This window comes from Affinundibacterium flavidum (genome assembly GCF_014284175.1).
GTDB lineage: Bacteria > Pseudomonadota > Gammaproteobacteria > Burkholderiales > Burkholderiaceae_D > Undibacterium > Undibacterium flavidum.
The window spans coordinates 67,829-82,176 of sequence record NZ_JACOGA010000001.1 but is presented as its reverse complement, the minus strand read 5'-3'; the positions used below and the strand labels follow the sequence as shown (position 1 = coordinate 82,176).

Sequence of the window (14,348 nt, the reverse complement as noted above, 5' to 3'; positions counted from 1 at the left end):
ACGTATAAGTGCGCATTTCGCTGTTTTGCTCTTGACGTTTCTTTTTTGTTTGTTATTTGTAGTACTACTGCGTGAATTTGAAATGTCAACGCCAAAACAATAAAAATAGGAGATGAAAAAAATGAGCAAACCGAATTTGAATAAATTACTTCAACAGAAAGCGGAGCTTGAAGCCCGAATTCAGCAGACAAAAAATCGTGAGGCTATGGAAGAAAGAAAACGCGATACCAGACGAAAAATTTTGGCAGGGGCTTATGTGATTAAGCTGGCAGATAACGATTTGAAAAAACTGGGGAAAGAATTGATTTCGGCTGGCATGCTGGAACCAAGAGACTATGCCTTGTTTGGAGTAGAAAATGATTCTTCTGACTTTGGCTTCAATGGTTTGTCTTTGGACTGATTGATTTTTCGACAGAATAACAATTGAGATGTATCATGATTACAGAAAATTAAAAAGTGCCATTTGAACTACAAAAGCGATCTTGAAATCACAAAATTAACTTGTGCGATACTCGATCAATATTTTTTGTCATTTACCTTCATATTGATGTCCAAAATCATAGAAAAATATCCTGGAAGAGCATTTTCAAAATATGTCTCACAGAACCTACCCCTTAAACCGTTGTTGCTGTTAGGTGATGCATTAACTGTGCTTTCCAAACTCCCTGATGAATCGATAGACTTAATAATGACATCACCACCTTATTGGGGAAAACGTCAATATGATAGTGGTGGAATAGGATTAGAGAAAAACTTTGACGATTATTTATCAAAGTTGAGTATGATTTTTCTCGAACTCAGACGAGTACTAAAACCAACAGGATCTCTGTGGTTAAATATTGGAGACAGTTATAACGGAAAAGGATTAGTTGGGGTTCCTTGGCGAATTGCTTTTGAATTGACTGATAACCAAGGGTGGATTTTACGCAACAGCGTGATCTGGAATAAATTAAAAGGGGGCATGGACAATACAAAAGATCGTCTTGGGAATGTCCATGAAAATTTATTCCATTTTGTAAAACAACCCAAAGGCTACTTTTACGACTCTGACGCGATACGATCTAGACCTCGAAAGTCTAAAGTAATTAAGGGCGCAATCGTATCGGCAACTGGTGTTTCTGGAGTCCGGTATAAAAGACAAATTGAATTGTCGACTGAACTAACGGAGCAAGAAAAAGCAGCCGCCTTTTCAGCTTTAGATAAAATGCTGACCGACGTAGTGAGTGGGAAAATCGCAGATTTTCGAATGGTTATCAGGGGACACCATAGAGCAACTCATTCTGATGACCACAAGGTTTCAGGCAGAGCGAGAGAATTACGAGACAAAGGTTTTTGCTTTCTTAAGTATCATCCAAAGGGAAGTAAATTAAGTGATGTATGGGACATATTGCCGGTGACGAAGCATGGAATAACTGAACATTTTGCCCCTTATCCAGTTGATTTATGCAAGATTCCTATACAAGCAACATGTCCTGAAGATGGAATTGTATTGGATCCTTTTTGTGGCACTGGTACGACAATGTATACTGCTTTATCTTATGGACGAAAATCCGTTGGTATTGATGTTTCTCGTCGTTATTTAGAAATTACACAAACACGATGCGAGACACTTCTTTGACATATGTCCCACACTTTGGAACATACCTATTATCAATCGAGAGTTTATATGGCCGAAAAACAATATGAAGAAGTAAATGCTACATTTAGTCTTATTACTCAGAACAAATATAAGTTTTATAGCCTAACTTTACCCTCGGATGTTCTAGCAAAAACATGCTTTGTCACCACCCGAGATGAAGATCCTGAGACAGGCTTTCAACGGGTCTTAGATAAGAAAAGGGCCCAAGAAATTGCGGATTATGTTGATAGTGGCTTTGGCACTGTGCCAAATGCTATTATTTTGTCGGCGCAACAAGAAGCACAGTTAGAGATAAAAGCTGGGCGACGTGCATTACGATTCCAAAAACACCCCAAGGCATTTCTAGTGCTTGACGGACAGCACCGTATTTGGGGATACAATCTTGCTACAAGTCATTTGCGAGTCCCCGTAATTATTTATGAAAAACTTTCTCGAAAAGAGGAAACGCGCTTATTCATTGATATCAACACCAAGCAGAAGCCCGTTCCCAATGAACTTTTGCTCGATATAAAACACCTTGCCGACTTGGAAAAAGATAGCGAATCTTTACTACGCGAACTTTTTGACACCTTTCATCAGAGTTCAGATAGTGTACTAACTGGACTTCTTTCACCTCATGAAAAAGCTCGAGGAAAACTAACACGTACTACGTTTAACGCCAGTTTCTTGACGGTTAATGATATTTTGCTAGGTAAAGATATTGACGAGTTATATGAAATTTTTAACGCCTACTTATCGGCAGTTTATAGAGGATTAAAAAAGCTTGGTGCTCAAGAACTGTTAGTTAATCCGACAGCGTTTAAAGCCTTTATATCATTTTTCCCAGAAGTTGCTTCTAGGGTTAAAGATCGGTTCGAAGGAGACTACAAAATGGAGAATTTTATTGAAGTCCTGCAACCCGTTTTTGCAAAAATTACTAAGGTGCAAATTTCTACGAGGTTAAAATCATATAAAGCAATCGTAGAATTGATGACTACTCCTTTATCGAAAGCATTTTCTCTTTAATCGGACGTAATTAATGTCAACTTTTGCAGAAGTTCTTCGCCCATATTGGATGGCGGGTATAAATGAAGTCTCTGGCAAATCAACGACTTCTTTCAAAGCATGGTTAAGTGAAGGTAAATATGTTTTTCAAGGAGTTGACAGCAATCAAGATTTGCTCTTTGTGCCGATTGATTTTGATGAGTTGAAGAATGCAGTTGCACACGATATTAACCGAATGGCAATCGCTGCCTTCGAAACAATTTACGGCATAGATAACCCAAACGAATTGACTCGATCAACTGCGTGGTCGCTTATAAGAAGTTATTACGCATCTTTTTTTGCATGTCATGCAATTTGCAGAATTTTTGCAATTTGTGTTCCAAAGATTGATTCGGCACAATCTAAGACTTTAAACAAAATTATCAATAGCACGGGTAATACAAATAGCAGGGTCTCCGATGAACTATATCGAGTAGAAATTGATGTTGCAAACAACGTCTTTCGTATGAGTAAACAAGCCAAGGGATCGCATGAGGATGCTTGGAAACAATTTGGAATTCTTCTTAGGGAACTTGAGCAAAAGGTACTCTCTAGTAAATCTAGTGCGTCAACTGTGTCGGAGCGTCAAGATGTAGCTTTGGTTTTAGATGATTTGCGTAAGATCCTCCAAACAGACAATCATAACCATTCATCCAATTGGCTTTCCTTTGTTCGCAACAAAATTAATTACCGACATGATTATGGAACTTGGTATCCCCATGAGCGCTCCAAAAATTTTAGATCTGATTTAATCAGTAATTATTCAAGCTGGAAAAGAAATCCATTTGAAATATCTGGATATAGGGAGAATCAAGATCTTCTGAAATTTTCAAAAGGTAGCTTACTTACGATATCTGTTATGAGGGAGCTTCTTGAAGAACTGAGAGACAGGAACAGTAAAGGCGATTCATTTCTAAAGCACGGCGCCCTTAGATTATTGACACCTCAAACATCAGCACGACGATAATTTTTTTTAATTGACTATTTTGCACATCGCTTGTTTAGTATTTCAGGCTGCAAATTTTCGTTATAAAAAATTGATCACTGCAATTTTTAAAAAAGCAAATTATTATCTTCGGCGAGAATGTCGCATTATCGTTCCGCGCAGTTCTACTCTTAAAAAAATTACATAGGACCTTGACAGCATTGGCACACATTACTGTTCCCATAGGTTCTGCGGTTCTACTCTAAATAATTGATATAAAGAAGAAGAGCTGAGAAGCGATAGAGCTTTTTACTTGCACCTAATTTCAATCATTCGTGCAGAACCTGTTTTACTCCATGAAACATGCATGACTGTTGACTCTTACGGTTCTTCTCGCTGAAAAGCTAATGCCAGCATATGTTTCACAATAAGAGTATTGCCGGCATTAATTTTTACGGTTCTGCGCATTCCGCATGATCAAATATCGCAGTCCCAGAAATGGAAAAGAGCCTTTCGGCTCTTTGGTGGTTGCAGCTTGAAATAACTAAGCCAGCTTCTGAAAACTGACGATATTGGATTTATCGTCGTTGGTTTTCAACTCGTTTTCATCTTCATAGTCAAAGAAAACCATCGCTGGCTCAGCCCTGCAAATATTTTGAGCGAATCGCTTCATACTTTCTGCTCGGCTTGGCAATTGGTAAAAATATCCTTGTGTTTTACTCTTCCAATTGGATCGCCAGTTAGGGTTGTCCTGCTCAAAGGCAAATACCTTGCTCATGGCTTTCCCCATTTCATCTGCACTAGGCATAAACCGAAAACCTTGGCTGTCGCACCATTCTAGGCAATCGGCATAAAAGGCATTGCGATAACAACGGCTATGGGAGCCATCAGGAGTCTTCACAATCGTTTTTTCTTCCACCAAGGCTGTACCATTCAAGACTTCATAAATGAATCGCTCCGGCATCGGTAAGCTACGAATCATTAATGCCATACGTGCTTTTGTATTTGGAAAATCTCGTGGTGAAAATCCTGAGATGTCACGATGTTTAAGGGCATAAAAAATCGCTTCACGACCGCCATTCTTAATCCACTCATTGTATTGATAAAAGAACTCACCTGGCTTTGTTTTCCCCTTATAACGAGGGCTACCATCAATCACAAAGAAACGACGATCTTCCTCACCCACAGGCACACACCACTCCTCATTAGATGCAACGAAAATACGGGAATAATTACGGACTTGAATTTCAGGTCGCCCTTTATCATTAATCGTATTCGTGCCTTCGGTAATCATTGCTTTCAATCGTCCTTCTGCTGATTTATCGCCACCCCACACGGCTTCATCTGCAAAAATAACGAAAGCATTCAAGAGATGACCATTAAATGTGCCAGTTAAGCTGTTGGTTGAAGATAAGTGTTTATAGTTATCGGTAAATTCGCCAATCGTTTTCATGAGTGAGCCTTTACCGATACCCTGAGTTCCTCGCATTACGATGGCAACCTCTGGCAATTCGGCAGGCTTTTGAACCATGTGTGCCAAATAGTTCAATAGATAGGTGATACAAGTTTGATCGTCATTGCACAAGGCGGAAATTAAATCCAAGAAAAGGGAAATATCACCTTGCTTGGCTTGCACCTTAAATCCACGCCACAAATTCCAGTAATGCTTACCGCACGACTCTGAGGGATCAAAGACGATTCCTTCATAGCGAGTCGTCAATTTATCTTCAAGGAAGGCTTGTGTGACAAGCACCTTCTTGTCTTCACGCACTTTGCCTGATTTTGCTTTTCCTTGTGGGATAAAATGAAAATGGTGGGCATGAAAGTTGTGAAAGTCTGCGATGTTTTGGAATTCCAATTGTTGCAAAAATTTGTCTTCCCAGCAGACATAAGTCTTTCCTGTCCGATTGATAATCGCATATTTTTTACGGAACTCTTGCAAGTCGCGAAGCAAAGCCAATTCGCTTGCAATCCCACTGAATTTATCGACAGTTTTACCATCTTTAACATCCCTATTTGAATCTCCCACGGTGGGAGGCGTATCGCCAAACGGGTCAAAAAATTCTTCGTTCAAATTGTCTGTTGTGTTCATAATGTTCTCCAATATTTTGAGTTTTTGTTTTCCATGGATACGGTGGAACTTCATAGCCTGCACCCGCAGACCTGAACCGTTGTGTCACCTTGAACCCTGCGGCAACAGGGTTCTACACATAGGTGCGTCGCTGTGATTGTGAGTGAATCGCTATTAGTGCAAAGTCGCTGAACATTCGGATTCGTCCTTGAAGTACAACTTCAAAGAAAAATTATTCCCCGACTGATTGCACTGGATGGACTGAATATCAGTAACGGAATAGCCTTTGTGGGCAATATCAATAATCAAAGCAAACATAATGCCCATTGCTTCGCCCGTCATGTGCTCATATAACCCCTCGGTCAAATTTGCCCAAAGAGATAAGCTGATTGGTGAAAGATTTTTATCCAAGACAATGCCTGCTGCATCAGCGACATCTTTGATTGTTTGGATGCCGGAGATGGCGGAACGGACTGGGTGTTTTTTGTGTTTGATAGACATAATTTTTCCTTTAAAAATAGTGGATTGTTTTGTTTTTTTTCCAGATCTCAGATTTGCTCTTGAGATTTTGGATTGCCGCTACTCCCGGCAAAGTCGCTCTATTTTTTGGAAATTTCGTCGCTGTATTTTTGTTGCTAATTTTTTGCAACTACTAACCCACTTTCATTGTTACCTGTCGTGGGTTAATTATTTCTATGCTGTTTTACACCTGTGCATAGACGGTGGTGATTGCAGGGTCGTTTCTGACATAACCTTGCCTTGGATTGGCAAAATGCTGATCGGGAATGATAGTAACAGCTTGAATTTTTCTGATGTCCAATAGCTTCCAGCCTACTTCATCAGTACAACTTGTCCCACCAATTTGATAGCCTCGCACGAATTCATGTCCTGCTGAATTTGCGCCATAAACATGGGCTTCAATGATTCTTGGCAATCCCTTGTAACAGATCATCAAAGTTTGTTTATTTTTTATTGCTTCTTTAATTACTTGCATACGATTTCCTTTCGTTTAAATGTTGATTTACTTCTCCTTGTGCTACAAAACTACCTTGTTGAGCGATGATTCTTTATCGCTGAATGTACTGCTTAATCAGTTGTATAGTGCTTCGTAATAGGCATTGCCAAAATTTTCAAAGCGATCTATTTGTCCGTCATACGGAAGGTCTGTATCGCCAGATTTAATACGTCTTTCCGATTCGCAAAATGTTTCACAACGAGCGATATAAGGTGCGTAGCGACTTCTAGGCTCATAATTTTCCTTAAACCACTCTATCGCCAATTCTTCGTTGAAGGCACTAAAAATGACCTCGTTGAACTCTCCCATATCCCAGTAACCAATCACATATTGCGTTAACTCCCCAAAGTCTTTTTCGCATTCATATTTGCACGATGGGCAGCCGTTTTTCGTGAATTCGTCCTCGGTTACGGTGTTGTAATGGTCGTTCCATTCGTCCTCGGTCAACCTACAAGTTTTAATGAATTCAAATGCACTAAGCCAGAGATCAAAATCAAAGTCATCATTGTTTTCAGTGTTCATATTTTTTTCCTTTATCAAGTGTTGATGTTGTTATCTTATAAAAAAATGCATTGGATTTGTTTGCACGTTATGGGCTATAACGTGCAAAAACTGCTTCGGCCAAACTACCAATTCTGATGAACTCAAATGCGCTAAGCCAGAGATCAAAATCAAAGTCATCATTGTTTTCAGTGTTCATATTTTTTCCCTTAACAAGTGTTGCTGCCATTTTATAAAAAATGCATTAAATTTGATTGCACGTTATGGGCGATAACGTGCAAAAACTGAATAGGCAATGGAATGAGGAGTTGGAAAGATCTTTTGGAGACAACTTGTTTTCAAAATTACCAATAGTACTTTTACACGGCATTTGAGATACTTACATCATGAAGAATTTACTCAATAGTTCACTACGATGAAAACTAGCAAAAAAGTGAATGGCGCATTTGTAGGCGTCAAGGGACTGAAAATTAAGACTTGGATGGAAGCTGTAATGGCAGCGGCAAAGCAGAATGAAATTTCTGATTTAGTCGTTTTTCTTCAATTTAGAAATTTGCTAACGGATGCAAGTCGCTGGTCACGCCACGACAATAGAAAGACTGAACCAGAATCAAAATTTATTGCAGAAGTTGAAAAAATTCTGCCTGGCACTGCCGACGTGTTTTACTCGGGACCAGATGGATTTCCATTGTGGGAAATTCTTGAAGGTAATATGGAAATTTGCCAGCAAGTGGTGGATAGTGAAATTTATCAGATCACTGGTGTAACCCCTGATGAAAGTTGGTCGTTTCACCAACGGGTCATGGTCATCTTTTCGCACCGGTTTCCTCGTGATATTGATCTTCAAAAGCTATGGGATTTAATATCCGAAGACCGCAGCAAAGAATTGCATGAGGACTTCAATGTGCTGGCATTGACAGCAAAAGATGTTCAATCCATAGACAACATACCCAAATGGCTAACGGACTCTGAGCAAAATTGGGAACGGCTTTTGGGGTCAAACTGGGAACAAAGGTTCTCCGGCGAATGGGTCACAGCAAACAATCAATCAATTGTGAAGGACAGTAGTGTCATCACCCTGAGTGCAGGTCAAATAATCACCACGATTGCCCTATATGTTTTAAGCCTCAAAAAAAATGAATTACTGCCCCATTGCCATTATTTGGTAAGAGGTGTGCTGGCCAAGGCGGTCAAAGAACAAGTTTCGTTTGGCGCAACCCTTGCAGAATTCTTGAATACTGAGGAATGGTCGTATAAAAATCTAGTAGCAACAGATTAGACAGCACTACCCCAGCGAACAAACGAAATCCAACTTATTGGAAGACATGAAGAAATTATGACGACCTCCGAGCAAACAATTTGGTACACCAATTTCTTATTTTGTTCGCGGTATACGTCGTGAAGCTGAAAAAACAAAAATGCCATCCGACTGACTTGGCTGTTTCCCTAAACCGCTTATCAAGCTAACTTAAATTTTTCCATCGCTCTCTTCATCACTATCTTTGAGTGTGCCTTTGGGCTTAAATTTTTCGCTAAATCGCTCAACCATTTCGGCAGAATTTTGGTACTTCAAAATATTTTCAGCAAGATTTGTAATCTCTTCTGCCTGAGCGAATAGATTTCCAGCGAATGCCCTGAGCAAAAATAAGTGCGACAAATTCACACTGGAAGTTTGAGGGCTTACCTTCTTCGGCGCTGTTTTTTCTTTTTTGAGTTTAACCTCTGGCTCCGCAGTTTGCTGCACCGAGCCAGTCAACAAAAAATCAGCGATATGGAAAATGGAATAGTAAACATTGCGTCCAATGTTTTGATGTGGAATCGGGAACTTCTTTTCTTCCCTGAGTTTGCTTTGCTGTTTTGGTGAGATGGGGATTTCTTCCGCCAACTGCTTGGGGGTCATCACAAGTTTGCCATTGGTCTTGCCTTTGAGATGTTCAATTAGTTGGTTCTGAATTTCCATTCTCTCTCACTCATAAAACTGCTGAAAAGGTTATAATGATGGGCTTGGGGTCGCCATCGCACAATGGATAGTGCAATCCCCTCCTAAGGGATAGATGCAGGTTCGATTCCTGCTGGCGATACCATTTCACACCCAGTCAAATACTAGCTGTAAATTCCATTCGCAATACTCGTTATTTTAATCGTCAATCATATGTCTTGGCGAATTTCACTCGTCCGAACAAAATAGCTTAAACTTTTTGGGACAAATTTGGGACAAATTGGGACACGAAATTAGGGGAAACGAAGGGACTCGAAAGTATTTAAATGCTTGAATTTATTCAGTTTTTTATTTTTTTAAGCGTAGAATAGTTCGCTTAGGAGGCATGTGCACTATCCATTGTGCTACGGAGAGACTTTCGAAATCCATGCAAAGGCATTATTCGGGCGCATTGCGGTGTTGGCTGTCCTCGCAATACTTTCGTATTGCTGCGGGAGTCGCCTTGCACTGCATCCCGACTAAAGCCTTTTCATGGACTCCTTCGTTCATTGGTTAAAAATTAAAAACACCGCAACAAACGAAGCCCGCCATCTTACCTGACAGACCAACAACAATCAAATGCGATCAAACGCAATCGGTGAAACCGAATGCAACTAGCGTACAATAGCGCCTTTCCTCGTTTTTATCATCTACACGCATCGGCTCTTTTTAGCTCGGCAGAAGTATTTTTATGGCAGTCATCTCTCTTAGCAATGCACAACTGGCTTTTGGTCACGTTGCCCTCCTCGATCACGCAGAATTTTCCATCGAAACATCAGAACGGGTTGGTTTGATCGGACGTAACGGCACGGGTAAATCTTCTTTGCTCAAAATCATCGCAGGCAAATTTAAGCTCGACGATGGCCTCTTGGTCATGCAGCAAAATATCAAAATTGCTTATGTTGAGCAAGAACCGCAATTTGATCCAGATCAGACGGTGTTTGATGCAGTGGCTTCTGGCTTAGGTGATTTACCAAAGCTATTGCAAGAATACGAAGCGATCACCGGTCAGTTCGGTGGTGATAATGATGAAGCGCTAATGGAGCGCATGCATGATATTCAAGTGCAACTCGACGCGGCCGACGCCTGGAGTTTAGGTAATACAGTTGAAACGACTTTAGACAAATTAAATTTATCTAAAGATGCGATCATGAGCACGCTCTCTGGCGGTATGAAAAAACGCGTAGCCTTAGCTTGCGCCTTAGTCAGCGCGCCGGATGTATTGCTACTTGATGAACCGACCAATCACCTGGATTTTTCTTCCATCAAATGGCTAGAAGGCTTACTAAAAGATTTCAAAGGTAGCGTGCTATTCATTACCCATGACCGTAGCTTCTTGGACAATGTGACGACTCGCATTATCGAATTAGATCGCGGCAAGATCACGTCTTTCCCTGGTAATTTTACGACCTACCAAGTTCGCAAAGAAGAACAGTTAGAAATCGAAGAAGTTGAAGCGGCAAAATTTGATAAGTTTTTGGCGCAAGAAGAAATTTGGATACGCAAAGGCGTTAAGGCCCGTCGTGTACGTGATGAAGGTCGGGTAAAACGCCTTGAGCAATTGCGCCTGCAACGTGCGGCGCGTCGTGATCAACAAGGTCAGGTACGTCTCGACGTAACGACCGGCGAACGCTCAGGCAAGATCGTGGCGGAACTGGAAAATGTTTGCAAGAGCTTTGGTCCTAAAAATATCGTCAATGACTTCTCCAGCATTATTATGCGTGGCGATAAGATAGGTTTGATCGGTCAAAACGGTGCAGGCAAGACGACTTTGCTCAAATTAATCTTGGGCGAAGATCAACCAGATAGCGGTACAGTCAAGCAAGGTAGCAAACTACAAATTGCTTACTTCGATCAGATGCGTACGCAACTCAATGAAGAAGTCAGCTTGGCAGAAACAATTTCCCCGGGTAGCGATTTTGTAGAAATCAATGGGCAGCGCAAGCACGTCATGTCTTACCTCGGCGACTTCTTATTTGCACCTGAGCGTGCACGTTCACCAGTCAAGACTTTGTCCGGTGGCGAACGTAATCGTCTCTTATTGGCGCGATTGTTTGCCAAGCCAGCCAATGTCTTGGTACTCGATGAGCCGACCAATGATTTGGACATTGACACTCTAGAATTACTTGAAGAGCTGTTGGAAGATTACGAAGGTACCGTATTCTTAGTCAGCCATGACAGAACCTTCCTCGACAACGTGGTCACGCAAGTAATCGCGTCCGAAGGTGATGGCCTTTGGAAAGAATACATCGGCGGCTATACCGATTGGGAAACCTACAAAAACTCACCAGCAGGCAAAGCTGTGGCTGCGCCAAGCAAACCGAAAAGTGATAACAAGTCACCCGTAAGTAGCATGACGGCGCCAGCGGTCAAAGCCGAAGCCAAGCCGAAAAAACTCAGTTACAAAGAGCAAAAGGAATTGGATGAATTGCCTAACCTGATCAGCAATTTGGAAGCCGAGCAAAAGGCAATTTCTGAAAAACTAACCGATGGTGATTTCTATAAAGATGCGACGCCAGACGCCATCAAAAAACTCAATGAACGCTTTGCGGAAATTGACGAATTACTGATGGCTGCGTTAGAAAAATGGGAAACCATAGGCGGTTAAATATTGGCTGAGTCTTGGCTAAATCTTGCTTAGATCGTCACTACAAAAAAAAGAGAAGCAATGCTTCTCTTTTTTATTGGCGCTCACCATACAGAATGAAACAAGGAACTAGCGCGATACTTTTCTAAAATCTCGTACGCGAAAGCCCATCACAAATAGTGCTGCAAAATAAATCAGCATACAAGTCAAGATCACTCCCCCCATCATTCCAGCACGCATCCATTTATGCGCTTGGTGACCAATCCAGTCAACTTGCATAGATAATCCCAGAGCGACAATCGCCATCAACACCAATGCTGCCGACAATTTCAACAGGAACTTCAACCACCCTGCCTCGGGCACGAAAATAGTACGACGACGCAAACCTCGATACAACAGAAAGGCATTCACACAAGCCCCCAAACCCACTGACAATGCCAATCCTGCCTGCTGAATAAAAGGCACAAATAGTAAATTCAATACCTGCGTCACCGCTAAGACGATCAACGCAATTTTTACTGGTGTACGAATATCTTGTTGCGCATAAAAGCCCGGCGCTAATATTTTCACCAAAATTAAACCTGTCAAGCCGACACCATAGGCGGAGACTGCCTTTGCAGTTTCATGCACAGCATGCGCATCAAATTTCCCGTTGTGGAACAAAGTCGCAGTTAAGGCATCCGACAAAGTCAACAAACCCACTGCAGCAGGCAAGGCTAATAGACAGGTTAAACGCAACCCCCAATCGAGCAGCGCTGAATATTCTTTCGTATCGGCATTCGCTTTAGCACTAGACAAACTCGGCAATAACACCGTACCCAAGGCCACGCCCAACATCGCCGATGGAAACTCCATTAGTCGATCAGCATAGCTAAGCTGAGAAGCACTACCATCAGGCAACCAAGACGCCCAAGTCGAATTAATCATAATACTAATTTGCGTTGCCGACACCGCTAATACCGCAGGTCCCATTTGACGCAACACTCGGCGGACTTTCGGGTCACGTAGGGCAAATGCCGGATTTGCCGTGATACGCGGCAGCATGCCGATTTTAATCAACGATGGAATTTGTATCGCCAGTTGCAAAACGCCACCGAAAAAAACGGCGATCCCTAAGGCGTAAATCGGTTGCCGCAAATGGCTAGTCAAGAATAAGGTTGCGCAGATAAAGGAGAGATTCAACAAGACGGGGGTGACCGCCGGAATTTTGAAACGGCGCCAAGTATTCAAAATACCACTCGACAAAGCCACCAAAGACATGAAGCCGATGTACGGAAACATGATGCGGGTCAAGTTCACCGTCAAATCAAATTTAGTCGGCGAATTCAAGAAACCCGAGGAAAACATCACGACAAGGACGGGCGCACCGACTACTCCAATCACACAGGTGAACAACAAAGCCCAAACCAAAACCGTCGCCACATGATCGACCAGTTCTTTGACTTCATCCTCACCTTTTTGATTGCGATACTCCGCTAAAATCGGCACAAATGCCTGAGAAAAAGCCCCCTCTGCAAACAATCGCCGGAAAAAATTGGGTATCTTAAATGCCTGGACATAAGCATCCATCATGGCGCCAGCACCAAAATAAGCACCAAACAAAACATCACGGATCAATCCCGTAATACGCGACAGCATGGTCATGCTGCTAATTGCAGCGAGAGTTTTTAATAAGTTCATGGGGCGAGATTATAGCCTTTGAGACAGTAAAATCCTCGCGAAGAGCTCAATAAAAAACATCGTTACACCTAGCATCCCCACTCGACAAATGCCGCACGGATCGAAGAAAGGTTTTACAAACACGTATTTGACTGTTATACTTTCGAGCTTACCAAATGGCTTAGAGCAATTTAAGGCGTTTGACGAAATCGGAGAGATGGATGAGTGGTTTAAGTCACACGCCTGGAAAGCGTGCGTAGGTTCATAGCCTACCGGGGGTTCGAATCCCCCTTTCTCCGCCAGAATTTATAAGGCTCTCCACGTGAGAGCCTTATTTTTTGCGCTATTCAAACTGATTGCGCTATTCAAATTACTATTTTTCACCGTAGCGGCTCCACAAATTCAGGTTTTCGCCTGTACACTCGTTCGGTGATTTTACTATCCGCATGTGACAAAAGAGCTGCCGCATGTTCCAAGGTTTTAGCATCGCTAGCGCATTTAGCGCGCAAGTCATGCTCGGTAAATTTCTCTGTTATTTTGGTTTCTGCCATTACACGAGCAAAAAATCCACGCCACAAGGATTCCCAGCCGCCTGCCCTACCAGTTGCCTCATTAAAATATCCTTTACCATCACGATTGCAAAATAAAAATTCTGATGATTGAATTGGTCGCACGTCCTTTGCCATTTCAATCGCTTGGCGCAATTCATCTAACTATTTAATCATCATGTGCTTATAACCGCTTTCAACTCTCGAAGATCGCCTGAAGCGACAATCGACATGGCAAATAAAAAGCCCTGTATTCACTAGGAAAACGAGACAAGAGATTGACCGCAAGCGGACAGCTTGAGGTTAGATTGAGAATAAATTTATCCTTAAACATAACGCTTGACATGAGCGGCGCGCAGCGGCAGGACGCGCATGGAGCAAAATGAAATGAGGGCCATGCGT

Annotated in this window: 13 protein-coding genes and 2 tRNA genes; 8 read left to right on the top strand and 7 right to left on the bottom strand. The window is 41.9% G+C overall.

Translation table 11 applies throughout. The features are described from left to right. Positions 1 to 121: 121 nt before the first annotated feature. The 4 genes from H8K55_RS00350 (at position 122) to H8K55_RS00335 (ending at position 3,629) form a co-directional block, all read left to right on the top strand. Positions 122 to 400: a mobilization protein gene (locus H8K55_RS00350; protein WP_186940040.1), complete on the top strand. Its 279-nt coding sequence runs from the start codon at positions 122 to 124 to the stop codon at positions 398 to 400. 147 nt (positions 401 to 547) lie between these two features. Continuing rightward, positions 548 to 1,618: a DNA-methyltransferase gene (locus H8K55_RS00345; RefSeq protein ID WP_186940039.1), complete on the top strand. Its 1,071-nt coding sequence runs from the start codon at positions 548 to 550 to the stop codon at positions 1,616 to 1,618. A gap of 48 nt (positions 1,619 to 1,666) precedes the next feature. Then, positions 1,667 to 2,644 carry a DGQHR domain-containing protein gene (locus tag H8K55_RS00340; protein ID WP_186940038.1) on the top strand — a complete coding sequence of 326 codons (978 nt, stop codon included), beginning with the start codon at positions 1,667 to 1,669 and terminating at the stop codon, positions 2,642 to 2,644. Positions 2,645 to 2,657: 13 nt separating this feature from the next. Further along, positions 2,658 to 3,629, top strand: a complete 972-nt coding sequence (locus H8K55_RS00335) for a hypothetical protein (RefSeq protein WP_186940037.1) — start codon at positions 2,658 to 2,660, stop codon at positions 3,627 to 3,629. A gap of 502 nt (positions 3,630 to 4,131) precedes the next feature. Here H8K55_RS00335 and H8K55_RS00330 read toward each other — a convergent pair. The 4 genes from H8K55_RS00330 to H8K55_RS00315 all read right to left on the bottom strand — a co-directional run bounded on the left by H8K55_RS00330 (position 4,132) and on the right by H8K55_RS00315 (position 7,195). Further along, entirely contained in the window at positions 4,132 to 5,661 is a 1,530-nt protein-coding gene (locus H8K55_RS00330) for a primase-helicase family protein (RefSeq protein ID WP_186940036.1), read from the bottom strand. Positions 5,662 to 5,832: 171 nt separating this feature from the next. After that, positions 5,833 to 6,159 carry a hypothetical protein gene (locus tag H8K55_RS00325; RefSeq protein ID WP_186940035.1) on the bottom strand — a complete coding sequence of 109 codons (327 nt, stop codon included), beginning with the start codon at positions 6,157 to 6,159 and terminating at the stop codon, positions 5,833 to 5,835. Between the two features lie 202 nt (positions 6,160 to 6,361). Beyond that, complete coding sequence (locus H8K55_RS00320) at positions 6,362 to 6,652, bottom strand: hypothetical protein (RefSeq protein WP_186940034.1); 291 nt, start codon at positions 6,650 to 6,652, stop codon at positions 6,362 to 6,364. 96 nt (positions 6,653 to 6,748) lie between these two features. After that, the gene (locus H8K55_RS00315) at positions 6,749 to 7,195 is read right to left on the bottom strand and encodes a hypothetical protein (protein ID WP_186940033.1); all 447 of its coding nucleotides are present in this window, start codon (positions 7,193 to 7,195) and stop codon (positions 6,749 to 6,751) included. Between the two features lie 394 nt (positions 7,196 to 7,589). On the opposite strand from H8K55_RS00315, the gene H8K55_RS00310 reads away from it, so the two are divergent. Continuing rightward, positions 7,590 to 8,453, top strand: a complete 864-nt coding sequence (locus tag H8K55_RS00310; RefSeq protein ID WP_186940032.1) for a hypothetical protein — start codon at positions 7,590 to 7,592, stop codon at positions 8,451 to 8,453. Between the two features lie 189 nt (positions 8,454 to 8,642). Here the strand turns inward: H8K55_RS00310 and H8K55_RS00305 are convergent, their stop codons facing one another. Further along, on the bottom strand, positions 8,643 to 9,134 hold the full coding sequence (locus tag H8K55_RS00305; protein WP_186940031.1) for a hypothetical protein: 492 nt from the start codon (positions 9,132 to 9,134) through the stop codon (positions 8,643 to 8,645). Positions 9,135 to 9,183: 49 nt separating this feature from the next. Here H8K55_RS00305 and H8K55_RS00300 point away from each other — a divergent pair. Both H8K55_RS00300 and H8K55_RS00295 read left to right on the top strand, forming a co-directional pair. Further along, positions 9,184 to 9,258, top strand: a tRNA-Arg gene (locus H8K55_RS00300). A gap of 585 nt (positions 9,259 to 9,843) precedes the next feature. Further along, on the top strand, positions 9,844 to 11,760 hold the full coding sequence (locus H8K55_RS00295) for an ATP-binding cassette domain-containing protein (protein WP_186940030.1): 1,917 nt from the start codon (positions 9,844 to 9,846) through the stop codon (positions 11,758 to 11,760). A 108-nt stretch (positions 11,761 to 11,868) separates the two neighbouring features. On the opposite strand, the gene murJ is transcribed toward H8K55_RS00295, so the two are convergent. Then, positions 11,869 to 13,419: a murein biosynthesis integral membrane protein MurJ gene (gene murJ, locus H8K55_RS00290; RefSeq protein ID WP_186940029.1), complete on the bottom strand. Its 1,551-nt coding sequence runs from the start codon at positions 13,417 to 13,419 to the stop codon at positions 11,869 to 11,871. 190 nt (positions 13,420 to 13,609) lie between these two features. Between murJ and H8K55_RS00285 the strand changes: the two genes are divergently transcribed. After that, positions 13,610 to 13,700, top strand: a tRNA-Ser gene (locus H8K55_RS00285). Positions 13,701 to 13,778: 78 nt separating this feature from the next. Here H8K55_RS00285 and H8K55_RS00280 read toward each other — a convergent pair. After that, complete coding sequence (locus H8K55_RS00280) at positions 13,779 to 14,102, bottom strand: site-specific integrase (protein ID WP_186940028.1); 324 nt, start codon at positions 14,100 to 14,102, stop codon at positions 13,779 to 13,781. Positions 14,103 to 14,348 lie beyond the last annotated feature (246 nt).

Coding starts and splice junctions, on each gene's coding strand:
- H8K55_RS00310 (WP_186940032.1), top strand. CDS start 7,590: ATGAAAACTAGCAAAAAAGTGAATGGCGCATTTGTAGGCGTCAAGGGA.
- H8K55_RS00335 (WP_186940037.1), top strand. CDS start 2,658: ATGTCAACTTTTGCAGAAGTTCTTCGCCCATATTGGATGGCGGGTATA.
- H8K55_RS00315 (WP_186940033.1), bottom strand. CDS start 7,195: ATGAACACTGAAAACAATGATGACTTTGATTTTGATCTCTGGCTTAGT.
- H8K55_RS00350 (WP_186940040.1), top strand. CDS start 122: ATGAGCAAACCGAATTTGAATAAATTACTTCAACAGAAAGCGGAGCTT.
- H8K55_RS00295 (WP_186940030.1), top strand. CDS start 9,844: ATGGCAGTCATCTCTCTTAGCAATGCACAACTGGCTTTTGGTCACGTT.
- H8K55_RS00345 (WP_186940039.1), top strand. CDS start 548: ATGTCCAAAATCATAGAAAAATATCCTGGAAGAGCATTTTCAAAATAT.
- H8K55_RS00325 (WP_186940035.1), bottom strand. CDS start 6,159: ATGTCTATCAAACACAAAAAACACCCAGTCCGTTCCGCCATCTCCGGC.
- H8K55_RS00340 (WP_186940038.1), top strand. CDS start 1,667: ATGGCCGAAAAACAATATGAAGAAGTAAATGCTACATTTAGTCTTATT.
- murJ (WP_186940029.1), bottom strand. CDS start 13,419: ATGAACTTATTAAAAACTCTCGCTGCAATTAGCAGCATGACCATGCTG.
- H8K55_RS00320 (WP_186940034.1), bottom strand. CDS start 6,652: ATGCAAGTAATTAAAGAAGCAATAAAAAATAAACAAACTTTGATGATC.
- H8K55_RS00305 (WP_186940031.1), bottom strand. CDS start 9,134: ATGGAAATTCAGAACCAACTAATTGAACATCTCAAAGGCAAGACCAAT.